Source organism: [Zimmermannella] alba NBRC 15616 (genome assembly GCF_001570905.1).
GTDB lineage: Bacteria > Actinomycetota > Actinomycetes > Actinomycetales > Microbacteriaceae > Pseudoclavibacter > Pseudoclavibacter albus.
In genome coordinates this window covers 365,229-383,593 of sequence record NZ_BCSO01000001.1, presented here as the reverse complement: position 1 = coordinate 383,593, position 18,365 = coordinate 365,229, and the positions used below count along the sequence as shown (strand labels likewise).

Annotated in this window: 16 protein-coding genes, 1 tRNA gene, 1 other RNA gene and 2 pseudogenes; 10 read left to right on the top strand and 10 right to left on the bottom strand. The window is 63.6% G+C overall.

Annotated features, from left to right (window positions below; all coding sequences use genetic code 11):
• The first annotated feature begins 89 nt into the window (after window positions 1-89).
• The gene (gene ppgK / locus ZAL01S_RS01820; RefSeq protein ID WP_244875299.1) at window positions 90-983 is read left to right on the top strand and encodes a polyphosphate--glucose phosphotransferase; all 894 of its coding nucleotides are present in this window, start codon (window positions 90-92) and stop codon (window positions 981-983) included.
• 46 nt (window positions 984-1,029) lie between these two features.
• On the opposite strand, the gene rnpB is transcribed toward ppgK, so the two are convergent.
• The 6 genes from rnpB to ZAL01S_RS01790 form a co-directional block, all read right to left on the bottom strand.
• An RNA gene (gene rnpB, locus ZAL01S_RS01815) (RNase P RNA component class A) lies at window positions 1,030-1,374 on the bottom strand.
• A gap of 20 nt (window positions 1,375-1,394) precedes the next feature.
• Window positions 1,395-2,132: a zinc ribbon domain-containing protein gene (locus ZAL01S_RS01810; RefSeq protein WP_066078799.1), complete on the bottom strand. Its 738-nt coding sequence runs from the start codon at window positions 2,130-2,132 to the stop codon at window positions 1,395-1,397.
• A 42-nt stretch (window positions 2,133-2,174) separates the two neighbouring features.
• Entirely contained in the window at window positions 2,175-2,996 is an 822-nt protein-coding gene (locus ZAL01S_RS01805) for a Nif3-like dinuclear metal center hexameric protein (protein ID WP_066078796.1), read from the bottom strand.
• A 123-nt stretch (window positions 2,997-3,119) separates the two neighbouring features.
• Complete coding sequence (locus ZAL01S_RS01800; RefSeq protein ID WP_066078793.1) at window positions 3,120-3,800, bottom strand: hypothetical protein; 681 nt, start codon at window positions 3,798-3,800, stop codon at window positions 3,120-3,122.
• A 199-nt stretch (window positions 3,801-3,999) separates the two neighbouring features.
• Window positions 4,000-4,947, bottom strand: coding sequence for an EamA family transporter (locus ZAL01S_RS01795; protein ID WP_066078791.1), 948 nt, complete (start codon window positions 4,945-4,947; stop codon window positions 4,000-4,002).
• 136 nt (window positions 4,948-5,083) lie between these two features.
• On the bottom strand, window positions 5,084-6,046 hold the full coding sequence (locus tag ZAL01S_RS01790; protein ID WP_066078788.1) for a helix-turn-helix domain-containing protein: 963 nt from the start codon (window positions 6,044-6,046) through the stop codon (window positions 5,084-5,086).
• Between the two features lie 374 nt (window positions 6,047-6,420).
• Between ZAL01S_RS01790 and ZAL01S_RS01785 the strand changes: the two genes are divergently transcribed.
• The 3 genes from ZAL01S_RS01785 (at window position 6,421) to ZAL01S_RS01775 (ending at window position 8,780) form a co-directional block, all read left to right on the top strand.
• Entirely contained in the window at window positions 6,421-8,019 is a 1,599-nt protein-coding gene (locus tag ZAL01S_RS01785) for a YfcC family protein (protein WP_066078785.1), read from the top strand.
• A 137-nt stretch (window positions 8,020-8,156) separates the two neighbouring features.
• Window positions 8,157-8,229, top strand: a tRNA-Val gene (locus ZAL01S_RS01780).
• Between the two features lie 50 nt (window positions 8,230-8,279).
• Window positions 8,280-8,780 carry a PH domain-containing protein gene (locus ZAL01S_RS01775; protein ID WP_066078782.1) on the top strand — a complete coding sequence of 167 codons (501 nt, stop codon included), beginning with the start codon at window positions 8,280-8,282 and terminating at the stop codon, window positions 8,778-8,780.
• Between the two features lie 3 nt (window positions 8,781-8,783).
• Here ZAL01S_RS01775 and ZAL01S_RS01770 read toward each other — a convergent pair whose 3' ends face one another.
• Complete coding sequence (locus ZAL01S_RS01770; RefSeq protein WP_066078780.1) at window positions 8,784-9,290, bottom strand: redoxin domain-containing protein; 507 nt, start codon at window positions 9,288-9,290, stop codon at window positions 8,784-8,786.
• A 126-nt stretch (window positions 9,291-9,416) separates the two neighbouring features.
• On the opposite strand from ZAL01S_RS01770, the gene aceE reads away from it, so the two are divergent.
• The 6 genes from aceE (at window position 9,417) to ZAL01S_RS01740 (ending at window position 17,137) form a co-directional block, all read left to right on the top strand.
• The gene (gene aceE, locus ZAL01S_RS01765; RefSeq protein WP_066078777.1) at window positions 9,417-12,146 is read left to right on the top strand and encodes a pyruvate dehydrogenase (acetyl-transferring), homodimeric type; all 2,730 of its coding nucleotides are present in this window, start codon (window positions 9,417-9,419) and stop codon (window positions 12,144-12,146) included.
• Window positions 12,143-13,423: a PucR family transcriptional regulator gene (locus tag ZAL01S_RS01760; protein WP_066078775.1), complete on the top strand. Its 1,281-nt coding sequence runs from the start codon at window positions 12,143-12,145 to the stop codon at window positions 13,421-13,423. Before aceE ends, ZAL01S_RS01760 begins: the two co-directional genes overlap by 4 nt.
• Before the next feature lie 62 nt (window positions 13,424-13,485).
• Window positions 13,486-14,412, top strand: a complete 927-nt coding sequence (locus ZAL01S_RS01755) for an ACP S-malonyltransferase (protein ID WP_066078772.1) — start codon at window positions 13,486-13,488, stop codon at window positions 14,410-14,412.
• A 15-nt stretch (window positions 14,413-14,427) separates the two neighbouring features.
• The gene (locus ZAL01S_RS01750; protein WP_066078770.1) at window positions 14,428-15,432 is read left to right on the top strand and encodes a beta-ketoacyl-ACP synthase III; all 1,005 of its coding nucleotides are present in this window, start codon (window positions 14,428-14,430) and stop codon (window positions 15,430-15,432) included.
• Window positions 15,433-15,533: 101 nt separating this feature from the next.
• Window positions 15,534-15,782 (top strand): acyl carrier protein, encoded by a 249-nt coding sequence (locus tag ZAL01S_RS01745; protein ID WP_066078768.1) that lies wholly within the window; start codon window positions 15,534-15,536, stop codon window positions 15,780-15,782.
• 89 nt (window positions 15,783-15,871) lie between these two features.
• On the top strand, window positions 15,872-17,137 hold the full coding sequence (locus ZAL01S_RS01740) for a beta-ketoacyl-[acyl-carrier-protein] synthase family protein (RefSeq protein WP_066078766.1): 1,266 nt from the start codon (window positions 15,872-15,874) through the stop codon (window positions 17,135-17,137).
• Between the two features lie 132 nt (window positions 17,138-17,269).
• Here ZAL01S_RS01740 and ZAL01S_RS10710 read toward each other — a convergent pair.
• The 3 genes and pseudogenes from ZAL01S_RS10710 to ZAL01S_RS01735 all read right to left on the bottom strand — a co-directional run.
• Window positions 17,270-17,377, bottom strand: a pseudogene (locus tag ZAL01S_RS10710) (FBP domain-containing protein); the annotation flags it as partial.
• Window positions 17,378-17,502 (bottom strand): annotated as a pseudogene (locus ZAL01S_RS10705) (FBP domain-containing protein); the annotation flags it as partial. It abuts the pseudogene before it with no gap.
• A 206-nt stretch (window positions 17,503-17,708) separates the two neighbouring features.
• Window positions 17,709-18,212 (bottom strand): DUF3145 domain-containing protein, encoded by a 504-nt coding sequence (locus ZAL01S_RS01735; RefSeq protein WP_066078763.1) that lies wholly within the window; start codon window positions 18,210-18,212, stop codon window positions 17,709-17,711.
• Window positions 18,213-18,365: the final 153 nt, after the last annotated feature.

Sequence of the window (18,365 nt, the reverse complement as noted above, 5' to 3'; positions counted from 1 at the left end):
GGGATTGGTGAATCTCCACTGTAGGAGGAGCGCCTGGAAAGCTTGGCCACTCACGGCGGCTTGTCGGCGGGCCCGGCTAGGGTTTTCGTGTGATCGACCACAATGCCCTCCGCGACACCGCCCTCGACGACGCAGACGACGCTCCCGAGCAGCAGCACGATGACGAGCTCACTCCCCCGACTCGAGCTGCGATCGGCATCGACATCGGCGGTACGGGTATCAAGGGTGCCGTTGTCAACCTCGAGACGGGCGAGCTCCTCTCGAAGCGGAAGAAGATCTCAACGCCCGAGGGCGCTGAACCGGAAGACGTCCTGAACGCGGTCATGGAGCTCTCGGACAAGCTCCGCAAGCACAAGTCCATTCGTGGCTCGGACCACGTCGAGATCGGCATCTGCCTGCCGAGCATCGTTCGCCACGGCGTCACGCATTCGGCGGCGAACATCTCGAAGCGATGGCTCGGGCTCCACGCCGAGCATCTCTTCAGTGACGGTCTCGGGCAGGCCGTTGCGCTCGCGAATGATGCGGATGCAGCTGGCCTTGGCGAGCAGCGATTTGGCGCGGCACACGGCCGCCTCGATTCAGTCCTCGTCACGACGCTCGGCACGGGCATCGGCACCGCCCTCATCCACGGCGGGCATCTCTTCCCGAACACCGAGCTCGGTCACCTCGAGCTGGACGGCCACGCAGACTACGAACGATTCGCCTCGGCACGCGCCCGCAAAATCGAGAACCTCAACTTCGAAGCGTGGGGGGCGCGTCTCACGCCGTACTACCGAAAGCTTGAGCAGCTGTTCTGCCCAGATGTGTTTATCCTGTCCGGCGGTATTTCAAAGCAGGCTGAGGAGTTTCTGCATCTCATCGAGGTGCAGACGCCGATCATTCCGGCGGCGCTGCGCAACAATGCTGGCATCATCGGAGCGGCGATCCTCGCCGATGAGGCTGCTTCGCTCCGTGCCGACGCAGACACTCCCCCAACACACTGACCCGCAGGCTGCTGCTGCACCGAGCGTGCGGTCTTGGCACGAACAATGAGCGGGCCGGCCGATACGCCGGGTTCTGTCGGATTGCTCCGGACGGCCATCTCTCTCGGCGACACGTTGCCGTGCCGCTCTAGCGGTCAACCCGAGATCTCGGCGAGCAGCGTCAGCGATCTCTGTTCAACCTTGCTCCGGACGAGGTTTACCGTGCGGGAATTGTCACCAATCCCCCGGTGGGCTCTTACCCCACCCTTTCACCCTTACCCCGAAGGGCGGTTTGCTTTCTGTGGCACTGTCTCGCGGGTTACCCCGGGTGGGCGTTACCCACCGTCCTGCTCTGTGGAGCCCGGACGTTCCTCGGCACCCTTGCGGGTGACGCGACCGTCTGGCCGGCCCTAAACATTGTTCGGAGCGAGTCTAGCTGCGAGCGGAGCGCTCCGTGCGCACGAGAATCGCACCCGAGTCGGGGCACATGACGATGTCGTCAGCCGATGCAGCCGCGATGCGCGTGAGGTCGGCGTGGTCGAGCGTGACACCGGTTGCCATCGTGACGGCACCGACGAGTTCGGCAGCACCGACGCCGCCGCGGCCACGGCACGATTCGTAGAGCTCGATGACGTCCTGCGGCAGCTGCTTGAGCACTTCACGGCGAGCAAGCGCGTTCGTCTTCGCCTCCTGCTTGAGGTGTTCGACGGCGCGGTCGCGCAGCTCCGTAAGTTCATCGGCTTGCTGCTCGACGGCGTTGCGCTGTTCGCGGGCGTCGGTGAGCTCAGCACGTTCGCGTTCGAGACGGGCCATGAGCTCCAGCTCGATGTCCTCCAGGTCGCTGCGGCGCTTCTTGAGCGTCGCGATTTCGCGCTCTAGTCCCTGCATATCCTTGACGCTCGTGCTCGCAGCAAGACGCGCTTCATCACGCTTGAGGCGCTGCTCAACAAGTTCGACGTCGCTCTGCTGGCGACGTAGCTCGGCCTCTGAGTCCTCGACCACGCCCGTGAGACGAACGAGCTCAGCGCGACGCGTCGAGCGTTCGTCCTTCAATTGCAGGAGGTGGTGCTGCTCGGGCAGGTTCTTGGCTGTGTGCTCCAGACGTGCGCGCTGGGCGTCGAGGCGAGCAAGCTCGAGCAGTTGGAGCTGGGCGTTCGGGGAGGCTTTCATGGTGGCGTCTATTGTCGCACTCTTCTCGTGGGGGGCCGTTGTCTACTGCGGAATGAGGAAGGTCCACGGATCGGTGTTGAGCTCCGAAACCACCACCTCAACGCCGGGGTGACGCGCTCGGATCCGCTCGGCGGCACCGTCAAGCCAGACCCATTCGCTTGCCCAGTGAGCCGTATCGATGAGGGCTGGGCCACCGGTCACCAACGACTGTTCAAGCGCCTCGGATGCGGGGTGGTGCCGCAGATCGCTCGTGAGGTAGACGTCGGCTTCTCGCACCATCGGGTGTCCGAGGAGGGAGTCACCTGCGCCCGAGCACATCGCCACGCGCGTGACGGGGCGCTCGTACTCGCCTGCCACGCGAATGCCCTGAGCCGTTGCCGGAAGGAGCGCGGCGACGCGTTGTGCGAAGCGGCCAAGTGGTTCGGATTCCGGCAGCTCACCGACGAGGCCGATGCCTCGTTCGGGGCGGTCCTTGAGCGGGTTCATGGGACGGACATTCTCGACGCCGAGCTTGCGCATGACAACACCGGTCGGGCCTTCCTCGACGACGTCCGCGTTGGTGTGCGCTGCGATGAGCGCGCAATTGCCGCGGATGAGATCGGCAAGGAGTGCCCCCTTGTAGGTGTCTTCCGCGATCGAGGCGACGCCGCGCAGCAAGAGCGGGTGGTGGGTGATGAGGAGGCTCGCCGCTGCATCGATCGCTTCATCCACGGTTGCTCGCACCGGGTCGACCGCGAGGTGAACCTTCGTGATCTCGGCGTCCGGGTCGCCAGTGACGAGCCCCACCCTGTCCCAGTCTTCGGCTCCGTTTTTTGGCCAGAGCGCTTCCACAGTTTCGAGCATGTCGCGAAGGGTGCACACCATGCGCTCAGCCTAGCTGCGGAGGCGCAAGCAGCGCACGGGCACCTTCCAATGGCCACGCGGCGCCCCGGTATTCCGAGGCGCCGCGCGCTGTTGTGGGATGTGCTGTGAAGGTATCGGGATGGATTAGACGTCGTACGTTGCGTCGGCGTAGCCGTCACCGTCGTAGTCGACGACCTCGGTGTCGGTCCAGCCGTCACCGTCGGTGTCTACCGAGGCGGTCTCGTAGTAGCCGTCGCCGTTCGAGTCGACCATGACGGTCTCTTCGTAGCCGTCGCCGTTGAGGTCAACGGTGTACTCGTCGTAGCCGTAGCTCGTCGTCTGCGAGTAGTCGTAGGAGTGGTACCCCTCAGCCGCGCTGTAGGTGGTCTCGTAGTCGTAGTCGTCGAAGCCGTCCTCGTTGAGGTCGCTGCCCCAGTAGTCGCTGTAGCCGTCGAGGTTGGAGTCGGTCTCCCAGTGGTCGGCCCAGCCGTCACCGTCGTAGTCGTAGAGGTTCGTCTCGTTGATGCCGTCGCCGTTGGCGTCGTACTCGTAGCCGTAGTAGCTGTAGCCGTCCGAGTTCGTGTAGCTCGTGGTGTCGGCGTAGTAGCTGTCGTTGGTGGCGTTCCAGAACGAGGTGCCCGAATAGTCGTCGTAGCCGTCCTCGTTGTAGTCGCTGTACCAGGTGTCCGTGTAGCCGTCACCGTCGGTGTCGGTCTCCCAAGCGTCGGCCCAACCGTTCCCGTCGAAGTCGTAGCTCAGGGTGTCCACGGTGCCGTTGCCGTCGGTGTCCCACTCGTTGCCGTAGTAGTAGTCGTAGCTCGCCATTGTTCCTGCCCCTTGTCCCTCGCTGGAAGTTTGTTCTCACATCTTGTGCGGTCATTGATTGGATGCAATGACCGGGGCAAAGGTTCCACATCCGTGGACGATTTTTTCGAGCGTTGCTCGTCGCTGGTCGAGGCCAGTTGTTGTCGTGGTTCCAATCCGCGAGATTTCGCGACCTTGAGATCAGCAGTCGAGGCGGCAGCTAGCCGATCATGATGGGGCCGGTAAACGGGGCCGCGTCTTCGTCGAATTCACCCTCGCCGTCTACGCCGTCATCAGGGGATGTCGTGCGGGAACCCCAGCGCTGGGCCACCGTACCCGCGACGATGACGATGCCAATGCCCACGATCTGAATGAGGTCGGGCATCTGCGCCAGGATGATCGCACCCATGAGGAGGCCTGCCGCCGGTTCGAGCGCCACGAGTGTCCCGAAGGCGGCGCGATCCATCCGCCTCAGTGCCAAGAGCTCGAGCATGTACGGCAGCACGGGGTTCGCGATCGCGACACCAAAGGTGAGCACCACCACGGTGAGATCGATCTTGCCCCAGGAACCGGCGATCCCCATCGGTGTGGCGACGAGGGTAGCAATCGGAATCGTGATCGCGAGCCCCGTAAAGCCCTCGAATCGGTCACCGACAAGTTGCGTGAGCACAATGTAGCCACCCCAGCCGGCTGCGGCGAGCGCCGCGAACGCAACACCCACAAGATCCACTCGCCCATGCCACGGTTCGGTCATGAGGATGACGCCGGCGAGTGCGACGAAGGGCCAAATAATGCGCTTCCAGTCGCGTCCACCAATCGCTGCGACGGCGAGCGGCCCGAGGAACTCGACCGCGACAGCGGTGCCGAGCGGGATGCGGTCAATGGCGGCAAACAGGCCGAGCGTCATCACTGCGGTGGAAATCCCGAGCCCGACAAGCACCGGGACATCCTTCTTGCGCACTTGACGCAGCTTCGGACGCGCGATCGTGAGGAACATGACGCTGGCTGCCAGCAAGCGCAGCCACCCCGCGCCAGCAGGTCCAATCGTCTGGATGATGGGGACAGACCAGGCTGCGCCAAGCTGAATCGACAGCATCGCGCAGACAGCGAGCAGCCACGGCGGCGCGCCAGCAACAGCGACCCGAATGCGGGCGAGTGCCCCTGTCACTCAGCGGCTCCTCGAGGTGCGCGCACGATGGACTGCACAGTGTCATGCGTCACTTCGGAGAAACGAGCCATGCTGCAACCTCCTGTCGTCGAACGAGGCTCCAGCGTATCGGCGGCCGCTGGCGTGTAAAGACGTGTTACAGACGGCTCCAAAACTGTTGTGTGAGCTCAACACGATTACTGTGGCCGGTCTTAGCGAGAATGTGGTGAATGTGCACCTTCACGGTGCTCACGGCCAGGAAGAGCGTCTCGGCGATTTCCTTGTTGTCTTTACCGGACACGAGGTGGAACAGCACCTCGGTTTCACGCGCCGAGAGCCCGTGCGCCTTGCCGAAATCTCCGCTGCGCCTGCGGAGATACTCCTGGCGGCGGTCGTCGTCCGTGTACTTGGGCGCCTGTTCGTAGCGCATCCGGAGCGAGGTCACCGCGACGTGGCACGCCTGGACACCAAAGGTGACCAGCAACGCGTTCTCGGCAAAGTTTCGTTCCGGAAGGAATGGGATGGCATCCAGTGAGACATGGTCGTAGCTCACGAACACCAAGAAGTAGGTATTCCAGACGAGCGTTGCCACGGTAAAGAACACCGCCCACCAATAGAACTGTCGGTGTTCGCGAATCCGCAGTCGTTCGGTCTTGTCCTTGGTCTGGAAGTACCAGATGGCGGCACAAATGAAGACGCTCAGGAAGGCAAGGTCGCGAACCGAGAAGAAGGCGTATTCGCGCCACATCGGATGTTCGATGAGCAAGGCCAACGGACTCAGTGTGAGGACGAGCGCGGTAGGCACGATCGCACCCAGGCGGGATTTCCCGAAGAACTCGAGCATGACGAGATACATGCACGCCACGAGCGAGGCCGCCAAGATAAACGACTCGATAGGGCCGTTGATGTCGTATGCCGAGCTGATGTGTGCCTCGCGACCAGCGCCCATGAAGTCAGTACGGAACGTCAACCCCACGTCGAGGAAGGCGATACACAGGCCCAAGGCACCGTAGAAGTGAATGCGACGACGCGTCACCACGAGCATCGCCACACACATGGCTGCCGAGACCACCGACATGAGCAGGATCGCCAGCGTGTAGTAATACAAACCGATGGTCATGTGGTGCGCTCCCGTCAAGGTCGTGATGCTCGATTCCCAGGTTAGTCACAGGGGCATTCAGGTTGCGCACGGGTTGTGTTCAGTGAACAAACACCCTAAACGCCGTCACAGAGGTTCAGTTGGGTCCACCCAGAGCGGTGCTGTTCATCGAGAATTGGGGATGCAATGGCGCAGTGTTCCGCATGATTCCGGGGGTGTAGTCGGGTTTACACCTGTGAGGTAGAAGTTAGCCCCAGGTTCCACCAAGGATTCACCCCAATTCGTCGCGAACTTTCTCACCAACATCGCTTGAATAGTTGATGTCCAGCCCGACCCGGCCGTCGGAATGGATCCACATCACTCCCCCGGTCCACCGTCTTGGAAGGGAACCAATCGTGTCCACTGAAAGCGCGGCAACAGCCGTCGAACCACCAACAACGCAGTCGACTGACTCGAAGGACACTGGCCGCCGCAAGAGGAAGTTCACCTTCCCCGGCGCATTCACCATTCTGTTTGCCCTGACGATCATCGCCGTCATCGGCACGTGGCTGATTCCGGCCGGCTCGTACTCGAAGCTCGAGTTCAACGATGAGACTCAGATGCTCTCGGTTACCGCCCCTGATGGCACGGTCACAGAACAGCCGGCAACGCAGCAAACCCTTGATCAGCTCGGTGTGAAGATCGAGATCGAGAAGTTCACTTCGGGCACGCTGAGCAAGCCGGTTTCGATCCCGGGCACCTACGAGCAGCTCCCTGCCAACCCGGCCGGCATCGAAGACATCCCGCAGACGATGGTCCACGGCACGATCGAAGCGATCGACATCATTGTCTTCATCCTTGTGCTCGGTGGTCTCATCGGTGTGGTGAACGCCACCGGCGCCTTCACCGCAGGCCTCACGGCCCTCACCAAGAAGACCAAGGGTCGCGAGTTCGCACTCGTCTTCATCGTTTCGCTCATCATGCTCGCCGGTGGTACCACCTGCGGTCTTGAAGAAGAAGCTGTCGCCTTCTACCCGATCCTGGTTCCGGTCTTCCTCGCGCTCGGGTACGACTCCATCATCTGTGTCGGTGCGATCTTCCTCGCCGGTTCGATGGGTACGACGATGTCGACCATCAACCCCTTCTCGGTCGTTATCGCGGCGAACGCCGCTGGTATCACCTTCACGGACGGCATCATGTGGCGCATCATCGGCCTCATCGTCGGTTCGATCGTCGTGGTCGGCTACCTCTGGTGGTACGGCAAGAAGGTCCAGGCCAACCCGGCTGCTTCGTACACCTACGAAGACCACGAGAGCTTCAACGAGCGCTGGGCCCTCAAGGGTGACGCTTCGAAGGTGAACTTCGACTGGCGCAAGAAGGTCATCCTCGTCCTCTTCGTCTCTGCCTTCCCGCTCATGGTGTGGGGCGTTATGGCCGCCGGCTGGTGGTTCCCGACGATGGCTGCCTCGTTCCTTACGATCGCGATCATCGTGATGTTCCTCGCTGGCACGGGCCCCGAGGGCCTCGGCGAGCAGAAGACGGTTGAAGCCTTCACCGAAGGAGCAAGCTCGCTCGTTGGTGTCTCGCTCATCATCGGTCTCGCCCGCGGTATCAACCTCGTCATGGAGGAAGGCCTCATCTCCGACACGATGCTCTACGGCGCATCGAACCTCGTCCAGGGCATGAGCGGTCCGATCTTCATCATCATGATGATGCTCGTCTTCTTCGTCCTCGGCTTCGTTGTCCCCTCCTCCTCCGGTCTCGCAGTGCTCTCCATGCCGATTCTTGCTCCGCTCGCGGACACGGTGGGCATCGAGCGCTACACGGTCGTCTGCGCCTACCAGTGGGGCCAGTACGCCATGCTTTACCTCGCACCGACCGGCCTCGTGATGGCCACGCTCCAGATGCTCAACATGAAGTACAGCCACTGGCTGAAGTTCGTCTGGCCGATGGTCGTCTTCGTCCTCGTCTTCGGCGGCATCCTGCTCGTCGCCCAAGTGCTCCTTACCTCGTAGCTGGTAAGGAGGCCCTCCCAAGGCCGGATGGGGCCCGGTGGATTCGTCCACCGGGCCCCGTCTTCATGTCTGGGTGTGGAAACACACGCCACCCGATTCGAGATGTTGTTGCCTCGCCAAGTAGGCTGAGGCGGCACGGGCCCCTAGCTCAGCTGGTAGAGCAGCACGTTTACACCGTGAAGGTCGTCGGTTCGATCCCGGCGGGGCCCACTCTGGTCTCCGGGCGCGTCTGCGTCACCCGCGCGTGGGACACTGTCCCCATGAGCCCTCGCAACACGCACCTCGGTCAGGACGAAGTTCAGATCGCGCACCTGCGCACCCACCCAAAGCGCATCTTCGGCCCCGTGCTGCTCGGTCTTGTCTTGCTCATCGCTGCCGCCGCTGGCGCCATGCTCCTACCGCCTACGGTGTCGCCGGAGATGGGCCCGTGGGTGGTCGGCGGTATCTGGATCGTCGCGGCCATCCTTATCATCGTGATTGTCGTGCCGTCGGTGCTTCGCTGGCTCACGACGACGTACATCGTCACCACACGCCGCATCATGACGCGCCGTGGCATCCTCACGCGTCACGGACACGACATCCCGATCCGGAGTATCTCAGCGGTGAGCACCGAACGCTCCCTCTCAGACCGCCTCTTCGGCTGCGGCACGCTCATGCTCGCAACCTCGGCCGAGCAGCCGGTGCGACTGGATGATGTGCCGAACGTGCAGTCGCTGGAAGTGCAGATCAGCGAGCTGGTCGCCGCTCCCCTGCAGGCGTAACGCTCAGGCGCCCGCAGCCCGCACGCGGCGCAGCAAGCGGGCATGGTGCGCGAGCGGACGAGCGTCACCCGGGAATGCCCACGCGACATCTGCAATCACGCCATCCCTCGTGATGGCGAAGGAGTAGCGCTTCGGCTGTCCGCTGTGTTCATCAAAGATGCCGAAGGCTCGGGCCGCGTCGCCGTGCGGCCAAAAGTCACTGAGCCCCAGCACACGCTCGGAGGCACCGTGCGCGTCAAGCCAGGAGGCAAGCGTTGCGGTCGAGTCGCAACTTGCGATCGCCAGCTGCACGCCAGCTTCCTCAGCGCGCGGCACGAGCTCCAGGAGCTCATCGAGTTCGCTCCCGCACACGGGTGTGTACGCAGCGGGTACGAACACCAGGAGCATCGGCTGATCCATGCGGCCAATCTCCACGCGCGGACCACGGTGTGAATCAAGCTGAACCGTTGGACAGCGGTCGCCCTTCGCGAGCGGGTTTTCCGGTTGCGTGCCTGCCTCGAGGGATGTCATGCGTGAACCCTACGCCACGGTTCAGCAGGAGTACCCGCACATCGCTAGGCTGTCCTGGGACACGACTTCCCTGACGAAGCTGTGTCCACTCCGTGACCCACCCGCAACGCAGAAAAGAGGTCGCCGATGTCGGTACACGCGCAGGACCCGTACTCCGAGAACTACGTGGACAGCGATCCCCAGGAAACCGCTGAGTGGAAAGAGTCGCTCGACGCTGTTGTCGCGGAGAAAGGTCACCAGCGCGGTCGCGACGTCATGCTGAGCCTCCTGCAGCGCTCGCGTGAGCAGCACCTTGGCGTGCCGATGGTGCCAACGACGGACTACATCAACACGATTGCCCCCGGCGACGAGCCCGAGTTCCCCGGCGACGAGGAGATTGAGCGCCGTTACCGCTCGTGGATCCGCTGGAACGCCGCCATGACCGTGCAGCGCGGCCAGCAGGAGCGCATCAGCGTCGGCGGCCACATCTCCTCCTACGCCGCCCAGGCCTCGCTCTACGAAGTCGGCCTCAACCACTTCTTCAAGGGCTACGACCACCCGGACGGCCCCGACCAGGTCTTCTTCCAGGGCCACGCCTCCCCCGGTAACTACGCCCGCGCCTACCTCCTCGGCCAGATCACGGCCGACCAGCTTGACGGTTTCCGTCAGCAGGCTTCCAAGGGTAAGAATGGCCTCCCCTCATACCCGCACCCGCGTCAGTTCCCCGAGTTCTGGCAGTTCCCGACCGTGTCGATGGGTCTTGGCCCGATGAACGCGATCTGGCAGGCACAGTTCAACCAGTACCTCACGAACCGCGGCATCAAGGACGCCTCGAAGTCGCATGTGTGGGCGTTCCTCGGTGACGGCGAAATGGACGAGCCTGAGTCGCGTGGTCAGCTGCAGATCGCTGCCAACTACAAGCTCGACAATCTCACCTTCATCGTCAACTGCAACCTGCAGCGTCTCGATGGCCCAGTGCGCGGTAACGGCAAGATCATCCAGGAGCTCGAGAGCTTCTTCCGTGGCGCCGGGTGGCACGTCATCAAGGTCATTTGGGGCCGCGAGTGGGATGCCCTCCTCGAGCGCGACCACGACGGCGCCCTCCGCGACCTCATGAACGTCACCCCCGACGGCGACTTCCAGACCTACAAGGCAGAGTCGGGCGCCTTCGTCCGCGAGCACTTCTTCGGCCGCGACCCCCGCACCGCGAAGCTCGTCGAGGACTACACCGACGACCAGATCTGGGGCCTCAAGCGCGGTGGCCACGACTACCGCAAGATGTACGCGGCGTACAAAGCAGCGCTTGAGCACAAGGGCCAGCCGACGGTCATCCTCGCCCACACGATTAAGGGCTACGGTCTCGGCACGCACTTCGAGGGCCGCAACGCGACCCACCAGATGAAGAAGCTCAAGATGGAAGATCTCAAGACCTTCCGTGACCACATGCACGTGCCGATCTCGGACGCTGAGCTCGAGAAGGACCTCTACCAGCCGCCGTACTACCACCCCGGTCAGGACGACGAGGCGATCCAGTACATGCAGGAACGCCGCCGCGCCCTCGGTGGTTTCGTGCCGGAGCGCCGATCGAAGTACACGCAGATCGAGCTTCCCGCCAGCGACCTCTACAAGGTCGGCAAGAAGGGTTCGGGCAATCAGCCGGTCGCGACGACCATGGGTTTCGTCCGCATCCTCAAGGACCTCATGCGTTCGAAGGAGATCGGCAAGCGCATCGTCCCGATCATCCCGGACGAGGCACGCACCTTCGGTGTCGACGCGTTCTTCCCGACCGCGAAGATCTACAACCCGAACGGCCAGCACTACATGTCGGTCGACCGTGAACTCCTCCTCGCCTACCGTGAGTCCGAGGTGGGCCAGATTCAGCACGTCGGCATCAACGAGGCCGGTGCAATGGGTGCCTTCACGGCTGCCGGTACCTCGTACTCCTCGCACGGCGAGGCGATGGTGCCGATCTACATGTACTACTCGATGTTCGGCTTCCAGCGCACGGGCGACTCGATGTGGGCTGCGGCCGACCAGCTTGCGCGTGGCTTCCTCATGGGCTGTACTGCGGGCCGCACGACCCTTTCGGGTGAAGGCCTTCAGCACATGGATGGCCACTCGCACGTGCTTGCCGCGACGAACCCGGCCGTGATCTCCTACGACCCGGCCTACGTCTACGAGATCGCCCATATCGTGGAAGCCGGTCTTGAGCGCATGTACGGCGGGAAGCACGACGACCCGAACGTCATGTACTACCTCACGATGTACAACGAGCCGATGCCGCAGCCAGCAGAGCCGGAGAACGTTGACGCCGAGGGCATCCTCAAGGGCATCTACCACCTCAAGGCCGCCGAGATCGATGGCCCGAAGGTGCAGCTGCTTGCGTCGGGTGTTGCTGTCCCGTGGGCGCTCGAAGCTCAACAGCTTTTGAAGGACGATTGGGGTGTGGCTGCAGCCGTCTGGTCAGTCACCTCGTGGGAAGAGCTTCGTCGCGACGGCCTCAAGGCCGAGACGGCGAACTGGACGAATCCGGGCGACGAACCGCAGGTCCCCTACCTCACCGACAAGCTGCAGGCGTCGCGCGGTGGTCTTCACCTCGGCGTGAGCGACTTCTCGCACCTTGTGCCGGAGTCGATCCGTCCGTACGTTCCGGGCGACTACGTCACGCTCGGTGCCGATGACTTCGGCATCTCGGACACCCGTCCGGCGGCCCGACGCTACTACCGCATCGACAGCCACTCGATCGTCATTCGTACCCTCGCAAAGCTTGCCGAGCGCGGTGAGATTGACCGGGCGCTTGTCCAGCAGGCGATTGACCGTTACGACCTCCACAACGTCAACGCCGGTACCAGCGGTACCGCCGGTGGCGACGCATAACCGCCGTGGCTACGCAGCGAACGAAGGAGCAGACTCTCGCCTGGCTCAAGGCCATCAGTGGAGAGCTGTCCAGCACGACGATTAAGCGCCTCGAGGAGACCCTCCCCTGGTTCAGCGAGATGCCGCCGGGACGACGTTCCGCGGTGGGTCTTGTTGCCCAGTCGGGTATCTCCCACTTCATTGCCGCCTTCGAGGACCCCAACCAGACACCGTGGGTTGCCGCGGACGTCTTCTCGACGGCACCCCGCGAGCTGCTTCGCTCGATCTCACTCCAGCAGACCCTGCAGCTCATCCGCGTGGTCGGCGAGGTCGTCGAAGAGCGCGTCTCCGAGCACGACGCCGAGGCACATGCCGCGATCCTGCGCTACTCGCGCGACATCGCCTTTGCTGCCGCAGACGTCTACGCTCGCGCCGCTGAGGCCCGTGGTCTCTGGGATGCCCGACTCGAAGCACTCGTCGTCGACTCGATCCTTACCGGTGAGCACGACGACGAACTGCCGAGCCGTATTGCGGCCCTCGGCTGGTCGAGCCACGGCGAAGCCGCAGTGCTCGTGGGAACGACCCCGAAGCAGCTTGAGGTGGACCAGCTCCGACGCACGGCCCGTCACTGCCGTGCCGATCTTCTCGTCGGCGTGCAGGGCAACCGGCTCGTCCTCGTGATTGGTCGTGCCCGCCACCACCACGCACACCGGAACGCTGATGGCACCGAGCGCGAGGAGATGTCGTTCCTCGACATTGCCACCGAGCTTGAGCCCGCCTTCGGTCAGGGACGACTCGTTCTCGGCCCGACGGTCCCCGCGGTCGTCGAGGCATCGCGTTCCGCTCGCGCGGCACTCGCGGGCTTCGCAGTCGCTGGCGCCTGGCGCCGTTCGAGCCGCCCGACCCTTGCCGAGGATCTTCTTCCCGAGCGCGCCCTCGCGGGTGACCCGCTCGCCCGTCAGACCCTCGTCGCACGTATCTACCGCCCGCTGGCAGATCACCCGAGCGACCTCTTGAGCACACTCGCGTGCTATCTCGACAATGGACGTTCACTCGAGGCCACCGCGCGTGAACTCTTCGTCCACCCGAACACGGTTCGCTACCGCTTGAAGCGCGTGAGCGAGGTCATCGGTTGGGATGCGACGGGTGCCCGCGAGGCGATCATCCTCCAGTGCGCGCTCATCCTTGGCCAGATTGCCGACCCTGTGTCGAATGATGCCCGTCGTCCGCTGCCGCGGCACGCGGATCGTCGCGCCCAGGCCCAGCGCCGCCCCGGACGTACGCAATTTAACAAGTAAATCGCGAATCCTTTGTGGGATTCATACAGCGGCTCGTGGCAACGAAGTGACAATATGGACGTATGTTCGTTGTCACGTGCCCTGGTCAGGGATCGCAAAAGCCCGGCTTTCTTGCACCCTGGGTTGAAGACCCCGCTCGCCGCGCCGAACTGGAGCGCATGAGCGACGCAGCAGGCATCGATCTGATTCTGCACGGCACGGAATCCGACGAAGCAACCATCAAGGACACCGCCATCGCGCAGCCGCTCATCGTGGCCGCTGGCATCCTGAGCTGGAACGCCCTGCGTGAGGGGCAGCCTGAACTGGCTGCCGAGGTGAGCGGCGTCGCTGGCCACTCGGTGGGCGAGGTCACGGCTGCCTATGTTGCCGGTGTGTTCGACGCCGACACGGCGCTGCGTTTTGTCCGCCTGCGCTCGACACTCATGGCAGAGGACGCCTCCTCGACGCCGAGCGGCATGGTGGCAGTGCTCGGCGGCAGTGAAGAGCTCGTCACCGCTCGTCTCAACGAGCTCGGTCTCGAGCCCGCAAACTTCAACGGCGGTGGCCAGATTGTGGCCGCTGGCGGCCCCTCGTCGCTCGAAGCACTTGCCGCGGAGCCACCGCAGGGCTCGCGCGTCATTGCGCTCAAGGTCGCTGGCGCCTTCCACACGAAGTACATGGCCCACGCGCGCGAGCAGTTTTCGCTCCACCGTGCCGAGTTCGCCGCGAGCGACCCACAGCTCACCCTGTGGGCAAACGAAGACGGCAGCGTGTACGACAATGGAGACGCCTTCGTCGACGAGATGGTGCGTCAGCTCGCGCAGCCCGTCCGCTGGGACGCGTGCATGGCGTCCATGCTTGACGCCGGCGTCGCTGGACTCATTGAGCTTTCTCCCGCAGGCGCCCTCACCGGCCTCGCAAAGCGCGGCATGAAGGGCATCCCGTCGCTTGCACTCACATCATTTGAAGCGATCTCCACGCTTCCCGAGGGTTTCCGCGGGGACCGCTAGAAAGGCCACAGCTTGATGTCCTCCCCCACGCTCCAGCAGACCCCCATCGTTCGCGGTTCACGCATCGTCGCGATCGGTGCTTCGCGCGGTGACATCGTGGTGCCGAACGCCGACGTCATTGAGCCGATCAATTCCTCGGATGAGTGGATTCGTCAGCGCACCGGCATCATTGAGCGCCGCTACGCGAGCCCCGGCCGCAACGTCCTCGACATGTCACGCGAGGCAAGCCAGGAGGCGCTCGCCAAGGCGGGCGTGGACGGTGCCGATGTCGACCTCGTCATCGTCGCGACGATCAGCAACATGATGCAGACCCCGTCGGTTGCCGCCCGTCTCGCGGGCGAACTCGGCGCAACCCCGGCCACCGCCTTTGATCTCTCCGCGGGCTGCGCAGGCTACTGCTATGCGATCGCTCAGGCGGATGCGCTCATCCGCGCTGGCAGCGCCCGAACCGCACTCGTCGTCGGCGCAGAGAAGCTCTCGGAGCTCATCGACCCGACCGACCGCTCGATTTCCTTCCTGCTCGGTGATGGTGCTGGCGCCGCTGTGCTCGTCGCGAGCGATGATCCGGGCATCTCGCGTAGCCTCACGGGCTCGGACGGCACGCGCTGGCAGGCCGTCGCCATGAACGGCGAGCTCATGCAATACCGCCGCGGAGAAATCGAGTGGCCGACGCTGCGCCAGGACGGCCCGAGCGTGTTCCGCTGGGCCGTCTGGGAAATGGCGAAGGTTGCCCGTCAGATGCTCGAAGAAGCTGGCATCACCGCCGACGACCTTGCCGCATTCATCCCCCACCAGGCGAATATGCGCATCATCGACGAGTTCGCGAAGCAGCTGGGCCTTCCCGAGCACGTCGTTGTAGCCCGCGATATCGCGAATATGGGCAACACCTCGGCGGCATCTATTCCGCTCGCAACGCACCGTCTGCTTGAGGAACACCCCGAGTGTTCCGGCGGCCTCGCCCTGCAGATTGGCTTCGGCGCGGGCCTCGTCTACGGCGCCCAGGTCGTTCGCCTGCCGTAGTCGCACGCCGAGAAGCTCAACACACGCCCACATCCCCACATTCACCAACCACGTCCGGCCTCTACACTGAGATCCGGTCACCGACAATCAAGGAGAAACTCATGGCTCTCAGCAAGGAAGAGATCCTCGCCGGCCTCGCCGAGCTCGTCAACGAAGAGACCGGTATCGCTGCCGACACGGTCACCATGGAGAAGTCGTTCACCGACGACCTCGACATTGACTCGATCTCGATGATGACGATTGTCGTCAACGCGGAAGAGAAGTTCGACGTGAAGATCCCGGACGACGAGGTGCAGAACCTCAAAACCGTCGGTGACGCCGTCAGCTTCATCGAAAAGGCTCAGGCGTAGTTCCGCAACACGGGGCGGCCGGGAACCAGTTTTCCCGCCGCCCTGAGCTGTCGAAACAGCAGTTTCGACGAACCTAGGAGATCCACGACATGACCGAACAGATTGTCGTCACCGGTATTGGTGCCTTCACCCCGCTTGGCGCGACCGCGCGTGAAAGCTGGGATGCACTGCTGCGTGGCGAAAGCGGCGTTTCGACGCTGGAGCACGAGTGGGTGGCAGAACACGATCTGCCCGTGACCTTCGCTGCTCAGGTGAAGACGCCCGCGAGTGAGGTGCTGAGCCGTGTTGAGGCGAAGCGCCTGGACCCGGTGAGCCAGTACGCGCTCATCGCAGGCCGCGAAGCGTTCGCTGACGCAGGCCTGACCACCGACCCGGAGGCTGCCGAAGGCCGTACCGTCGTCGAGCCCGAGCGTTTGCTCGTCGACTGGGCGACCGGTATTGGCGGACTCAACTCGATGCTTGGCGCATGGGACACGCTTCGCGAGAAGGGCCCCCGCCGCGTCCTTCCGCTCACCGTCCCGATGCTCATGCCGAACGCCCCGGCCGCCGCCGTCGCGATGGACCTCAAGGCCCGCGCTGGCGCCCGCACGGCTGTCTCGGCATGCGCCTCGTCGACCGAGTCGATCGCGAACGCAGCCGACCACCTGCGTGCCGGTGACGCAGATGTCGTGATCGCCGGCGGTTCGGAAGCACCGATTCACCCGCTGCCCGTGGCATCCTTTGCCGCTATGCAGGCGCTCTCGACGCGCAATGACGAACCCCAGCGTGCCTCCCGGCCCTACGACACTGCCCGCGACGGCTTCGTGCTTGGTGAAGGCGCAGCAGCGCTCGTGCTCGAGCTCGAGAGCCACGCCCGTGCGCGCGGTGCCAAGATCTACGGCTACCTCGTCGGCGGCGCCGTCACGAGCGACGCGTACCACATCACCGCTCCCGACCCAGAGGGCTCGGGCGCCGCACGTGCCATGCTCGATGCACTCGCTTCGGCGGGCGCCAGCCCCGACGACGTCGTGCACGTGAACGCACACGCGACGTCGACGCCGGTGGGGGACATTGCCGAGTACACGGCTATGCAGCACGTGTTCGGCGACCGCGTGCGCGAGATTCCGGTTGCTGCCACGAAGTCGTCCACGGGTCACCTCTTGGGTGGCGCTGGTGCGATTGAGGCCATGTTTACGGTCCTCGCGCTCCACGAGGGTGTCATCCCGCCGACTATCAACCTTGATGAGCAGGATCCCGAGATTCCGCTCACCGTGCCGACTGAGCCGACCGCATTTGATTCGAAGGGCAAGATTGCCATTTCGAATTCCTTCGGCTTTGGTGGTGTGAACGCGGTGGTTGCCTTCCGCGGCGCGTAGACGCTGCTTGCACGAAGGGTGCCCCGAGGACTTTTTCCTCGGGGCACCCTTCGTTTGCGCTGAGACTCCGAACGCGAAGGCTGCCGACCATGTCTGCAGCTCTTCAATCCGCTGGTCGCGTGCGGCTTCGCGATCAAATCCTTCGTACGCAAGCGGCGGGAGCTTGCGCACATCTCGCGAGCACTCAAAGTTCTCGCAAATGAGCGTTCCGACCGTGTTGCCGTCTTCGGGCCTTGCCATCCGAAATGGTCGAGTCGATCCCAGTCAATCGCTTCAAAGCCTGCTGGCAGGGTGAGGCTACGGATTTCTTTTCGCGAGGCGTTGATGAACGTGTCGCGGATTTCCCGTTCAGTCAAGGGAACCATGACTGGTGAGCTTTCAGTCGTTCGAAGCGTGGCTTCGAAGTATGGAGTGGGGAATGTCAACGGGGGCGACCGCGGGTGAACGCAGTCGCCGGGGCTACCCCCTCATGCCGGCGAACAGTGCGCCGGATGCCTCATCAAAACTCATGCCGCAACTCTTGACGACCCGTGTCCGTGGCGTCGACATGGCCGCGCGCAAGTCGACCTCACTAGCCGACGCGGTGCATCCACACGACGGGGCTGTTGTCGCCCGCGGTGCGGAAGGGCTCAAGTTCGTCGTCCCAGGCCTGACCAAGGGCGAGACGCAGTTCACGGTGGAGTTCCGAGGCATTGCCGCCGGAGATCTCCATGGCGTAGCGAATGCGGTCCTCCGGAACAACAGCATTCCCGGCGGAGTCGCACTGGGTGTAGAAGATGCCGAGTTCCGGAGTGTGCATCCAGCGTCCACCGTCGCGGCCATCGCTGGGCTCTTCGGTCACTTCAAAGCGAAGGTGTAGCCAGCCACGAAGCTCGCTTGCGATCTGTGCCGCAGTGCCAGGCTTGCCTTCCCACGGGAATTCGGCACGCTTCGCGCCGGGCATGATGGGCTGCTCAATCCACGGCAGCTGTGCGGGCGTGCCGAGGACGCGCCCCACCCCCCACTCAACGTGGGAGCAGAGCGCCTTTGGAGAGGAGTGCACGTAAAGCACTCCTCGGGCGGTCGGTGCTGCCATGTTTCTCCTCCATTCCAGTGGACCGTCTTCCCCAACGACCGATGGAACGGAGCCTTGCGGCACCCTATGAAGCTTTGGACATTTCTGTCGTCACTGGAATTATGCATGAGGCTACCCAGGAATAACAAGGGTGTTATTTAGGGGTTCGGCGTG

Coding starts and splice junctions, on each gene's coding strand:
- ZAL01S_RS01750 (WP_066078770.1), top strand. CDS start 14,428: ATGTCCTCCCCCACGCTCCAGCAGACCCCCATCGTTCGCGGTTCACGC.
- ZAL01S_RS01805 (WP_066078796.1), bottom strand. CDS start 2,996: ATGGTGTGCACCCTTCGCGACATGCTCGAAACTGTGGAAGCGCTCTGG.
- ZAL01S_RS01775 (WP_066078782.1), top strand. CDS start 8,280: ATGAGCCCTCGCAACACGCACCTCGGTCAGGACGAAGTTCAGATCGCG.
- ZAL01S_RS01745 (WP_066078768.1), top strand. CDS start 15,534: ATGGCTCTCAGCAAGGAAGAGATCCTCGCCGGCCTCGCCGAGCTCGTC.
- ZAL01S_RS01735 (WP_066078763.1), bottom strand. CDS start 18,212: ATGGCAGCACCGACCGCCCGAGGAGTGCTTTACGTGCACTCCTCTCCA.
- ZAL01S_RS01740 (WP_066078766.1), top strand. CDS start 15,872: ATGACCGAACAGATTGTCGTCACCGGTATTGGTGCCTTCACCCCGCTT.
- ZAL01S_RS01755 (WP_066078772.1), top strand. CDS start 13,486: ATGTTCGTTGTCACGTGCCCTGGTCAGGGATCGCAAAAGCCCGGCTTT.
- ZAL01S_RS01800 (WP_066078793.1), bottom strand. CDS start 3,800: ATGGCGAGCTACGACTACTACTACGGCAACGAGTGGGACACCGACGGC.
- ZAL01S_RS01810 (WP_066078799.1), bottom strand. CDS start 2,132: ATGAAAGCCTCCCCGAACGCCCAGCTCCAACTGCTCGAGCTTGCTCGC.
- aceE (WP_066078777.1), top strand. CDS start 9,417: ATGTCGGTACACGCGCAGGACCCGTACTCCGAGAACTACGTGGACAGC.
- ZAL01S_RS01770 (WP_066078780.1), bottom strand. CDS start 9,290: ATGACATCCCTCGAGGCAGGCACGCAACCGGAAAACCCGCTCGCGAAG.
- ZAL01S_RS01790 (WP_066078788.1), bottom strand. CDS start 6,046: ATGACCATCGGTTTGTATTACTACACGCTGGCGATCCTGCTCATGTCG.